The organism is Candidatus Cryosericum odellii, from assembly GCF_003570935.1.
Lineage (GTDB): Bacteria > Caldisericota > Caldisericia > Cryosericales > Cryosericaceae > Cryosericum > Cryosericum odellii.
Window position 1 is genome coordinate 1 of the sequence record NZ_QXIU01000126.1, and the last position, 4,386, is coordinate 4,386.

At 55.6% G+C, this 4,386-nt stretch carries 2 protein-coding genes and 1 pseudogene; all 3 read right to left on the reverse strand.

The genetic code is table 11. The annotated features are described in order from the left end of the window. Positions 1-162, reverse strand: a pseudogene (locus SMC5_RS11645) (30S ribosomal protein S7); the annotation flags it as partial. Beyond that, the gene (gene rpsL, locus SMC5_RS05385) at positions 162-563 is read right to left on the reverse strand and encodes a 30S ribosomal protein S12 (RefSeq protein ID WP_119119908.1); all 402 of its coding nucleotides are present in this window, start codon (positions 561-563) and stop codon (positions 162-164) included. The pseudogene SMC5_RS11645 and the gene rpsL, both read right to left, overlap by 1 nt. Before the next feature lie 145 nt (positions 564-708). Then, positions 709-4,386: DNA-directed RNA polymerase subunit beta' (gene rpoC, locus SMC5_RS05390; protein WP_126854952.1), on the reverse strand; the 3,678-nt coding region annotated here is incomplete at its 5' end.

Genomic DNA, 4,386 nt, shown 5'->3' on the forward strand with positions numbered 1-4,386 from the left:
GCCTTTCCCGTCGATCATTTTGATAGCTCCATATACAATACCTTGTGCCTTGACCTTCTTACCCTTCTTGAGGATCTTGTTGATGAAGTGGTTCAACAGCTCGCTGTTGTAGATAGGATCAGCCTGAGCTGGCTTGCGGAACTGCCGCTTCTTCCTAGGCATTACTTGCCACCTTTCTTCGCTGCGGCGCCCTTCTTGGCTCGCTTGGCTCCGTACTTTGAACGTGCCTTCATACGATTGGCCACACCTGCAGTATCCAGTGTTCCACGAATAATGTGATACCGCACGCCAGGCAAATCCTTGACCCTGCCGCCACGAATCAGCACCATCGAGTGCTCCTGGAGGTTATGACCGATACCACCGATATAAGCCGTGACCTCCATGCCGTTTGTCAGACGAACTCTGGCAATCTTACGCAATGCGGAGTTAGGCTTCTTCGGTGTCGCGGTCTTGACCTGGGTGCAGACACCCCTCTTCTGTGGGCAACCCTTGAGTGCCGGAGTCTTTGTCTTGAACTTCGGCTGCACGCGGGGGGACCGCACCAGTTGGTTAAATGTCGCCATACAGTTTCCTCCTAAGGACGTAAATACACATCTCTAAATGATATGCATTAGGGGACAAGTGTCAAGCGCTTGTCCCCTTGACAAATCACACTCGCATAGCCCAGACGTCACTCGCTCGACTCTGTGGCCCCGTTTGCCCAAAAATCTAACTTCCGCGAGCCTCTCGTAAAGGTTCCACCTGCGTTTTGCGCTTCTCAAACATGAGTTCCGGAGACGATGTGCCAGCAGGAATCGACTTGCCCACGATGACGGCCTCCTTGAGGCCGGTCAACCGATCGATCTTGCCCTTGATCGCTGCGTCAGCAAGCACTCTTGGCGTCTCCTGGAATGATGCAGCGGACAGGAAACTATCCGTTTCGAGAGAAGATTTTGTGATACCCTGAAGGACGAGGTCGAAGGACGCAGGCTTGCCACCCTGCGCGCGGACCTTGCGGTTCTGCAGCAGAAGTTCGTGCTTGCTCACGATCTGGTCGGTGAAGAATGTGGTATCGCCTGGATCGACAACCTTCACTTTCTTCAGCATCTGGCGAATGATCATCTCCACGTGCTTCACGTTGATATCGACACCCTGAGAACGATAGACCTTCTGGACTTCCTGAACCAAGTAGCGGGCCGTCTCCTCGACGCCCACCAGCTCCAGGAGACCCTTGGGGTCGATGGAACCCTCGGTAAGCTGGTCGCCCACGCGCACGTGCGCTCCATCCTTGACGCGGAACCTGGTCATCGGCAAAACTTTGAACTTGGCTTCGACACCCGTCTTGGTCGTGACGACAATCTGCTTCCTCTCTTCAAAGTTCTTCTCTTTCACATCGACGATGTGCAATACACCATCTACCGTCGAGACGACCGCCTGTCCTTTTGGCGTACGCCCTTCGAAGATCTCCTCGACACGAGGCAGACCGGTTGTGATGTCAACGACCGCGATGCCTCCTGTGTGGAACGTGCGAAGGGTGAGCTGCGTACCGGGTTCGCCGATAGACTGAGCCGCGATGACACCGACTGCCTCCCCGACCTGAACATCATTGCCAGTGGACAGGTCACGGCCATAGCACATGGCACAGACGCCATTCTCACTTTGGCATGTGATAGCAGAACGAAGGCGCACGCTGGTGATACCAAACTGCTCGATAGCTATCGCCACTTCGTCGCGGATAAGACCATCCTTGGGAACCAAAACAATATCTTCGTCCACGACCACCTCGATGGACGTGATGCCGGCGCGTTTCGTTGCCGCAAGCACCTTCTCGGTAAGAAGGTCGCCCTTCTCTGCGAGACTCTTTTTTCCCTCAGCAGACACAACGTCCGTCGCTACAGGTCGATCGAGGATGCGTTCAAGCGTCGTCTTCGACCAAGCCGGGTTCACCTTGATCGTCGACGCACGAAGCACGATATCATCGGCTGCGTACCGGCCAGCTATCTGTTCGCGGAGACCAACGATGACGGCGCCGCCGTCAACGACAGGCTGAACGGTCAAGCCACCAACATACCGCTGGATCTTCAGGAACTTGAGACCGAGGGCTTCCAGGCGTTTCGCCTGTTCCCATGAAATCTCCTCGCCAGGCTGGATGATGGTCTCTCCGGTTAGAGGATTCACGATCTGTTCGTCAGCGATCTTGCCCGCCAACTCCTCCGAAAGCGAGGACACCACCAGATTGCCAATCTTGATCTCACGAGCCTGAGAGTGGGTACAATCTTCTTCGCGGACCACCAGTTCGTGCGCGACATCGACAAGACGACGCGTCAGATAACCCGAGTCGGATGTCTTCAGTGCCGTGTCGGCCTGTCCCTTGCGGGTACCGTGCGTCGAGAGGAAGTACTCGAGCACAGACAGACCCTCACGCAAGTTGGACTTGATGGGGAACTCGATAATCTTTCCCGTGGGATCCGACATCAAGCCTCGGATACCCGTCATCTGTACGATCTGCTTCTTGCTTCCACGGGCACCGGAGTCGGCCATGATACGCACGGAGTTCTCTTCGGTAAGATTACGGAATACGGCCTGTTCGATCTCTGCGCCCTTCTCCTGCCAAACCTGGACCACCTTGAGGTAGCGGTCGTTGTAGGACAGGAGTCCCTCGTCGTAGAACTCGTTGATCTCGCGGACGGTCCTGTCGGCATCGTCGAGGATACGCTGCCGCTCGGGTGGAACTTCCATATCTGACAGTCCGATAGACATGCCCGATTCAGTCGCATATTTGAATCCGAGTGCCTTGATGTTGTCGAGAAGGACGTTGGTCTTGGACACACCAAACTGGCGCGAAAAGTCCAGGATCATCGCTTCGATCTCTTTCTTGGGCATCGTCTTGTTCTGGAAGGGGAAGTCACGATACTTGGCCTCACCCTCAAAGATGGTCGCTCGGAGTTCATCATTGAATACGACTCGACCTGCCGTGGTACGGATCTTCATGCCACCAAGGCGAACAAGAACTGGGTCGTGGACACGCAACTTCCCCGATTCAAAGAGGTAGAGGACGTCCTGCTCGCTGTAAACGGGAGTGGAATTCCACTTCATCGCCTTCATTCTGTCTTTGATCTCATACGTGAGGTAATAGGCGCCGAGCACCATATCCTGAACGGGGCCGGCCATAGGGTTCCCGCTCGCCGGCGAGAAGATATTATACGAAGAGAGCATGAGCAAGCGTGCCTCCGTCTGGGCGGCGAGGCTCAGGGGAAGATGGATGGCCATCTGATCTCCATCGAAGTCAGCATTGAACGGAGTGCACACAAGTGGCGAGATCTGAATGGCCTTTTCGTCGATGAGGACGGGTTCGAAGGCCTGGATCGACAGACGGTGAAGGGTCGGCGCACGGTTCAACAGGACGACGTTGCCCTTGACGACCTTCTCGAGGATGTTCCACACTTCTGGCGTAGGCTTCTCGACGATGTCCTTGGCAACCTTCATACTGCCGACGACACCTTCACGCATGAGCCGGTAGATAACATGGGGCTTGAACAGTTCGAGGGCCATCTCCTTGGGAACACCGCACTGACTGATCTTGAGCTGCGGTCCTGAAACGATGACGGCACGACCGGAATAGTCGACACGCTTGCCCAGAAGGTTCTGACGGAACCGCCCTTCCTTTCCCTTCAGTTTGTCGCTGAGGGAGCGGAGGGGGCGACCGTTCGCATTGACAACAGGATATTGACGCTTGCTGTTGTCCAGCAGAGCGTCCACGGCATCCTGGAGCATGCGTTTCTCGTTCTGGAGCAGGATCTCCGGAGCGTTCTCATCAAGCATCTTCCCCAGTCGATTGTTGCGGTTGATCACCCGGCGGTACAGCTCGTTGAGGTCGTCGGATGCAAATCGGCCTCCCTCCAGTTGAACGAGGGGCCGAAGGTCTGGCGGAATCACCGGGATACGGGTCATGATCATGTCCGTGGGCTTTCGGCTATTGTTGATGAGAGCCGTGACGACGTCCAGCTGCTTGACTGCTTTTGCACGGTCCTGACGAGACTTGCCTTTGATCCGGACAAGGAGATTGTCGCGCATTTTGTACAAGTCGAGGTCCTTGAGAAGTTCGAGGAACGCCTCAGCACCCTTCTTGGCGACGAACTTCTCACCCTTGATCTTGCGCTCGCGGAACTCTTCGTCAGTCACAAGTTGTTTGCGCACGAGTCCCTCGGCATCGCCTGGGTCCAGGACAAGCCAGCTGCCGAAATAAACGACTTTCTCGACAGCCTTGCTGGGCATCTCGAGGAGAAGCGCGATGTAGTTGACAGCATTGCGGAAGTACCAGATATGCGCGACCGGGGCGTGGAGTTCGATATGCCCCATGCGCTCACGGCGAACGTTGGAATCAGCTACTTCGACGTGACATTTGTC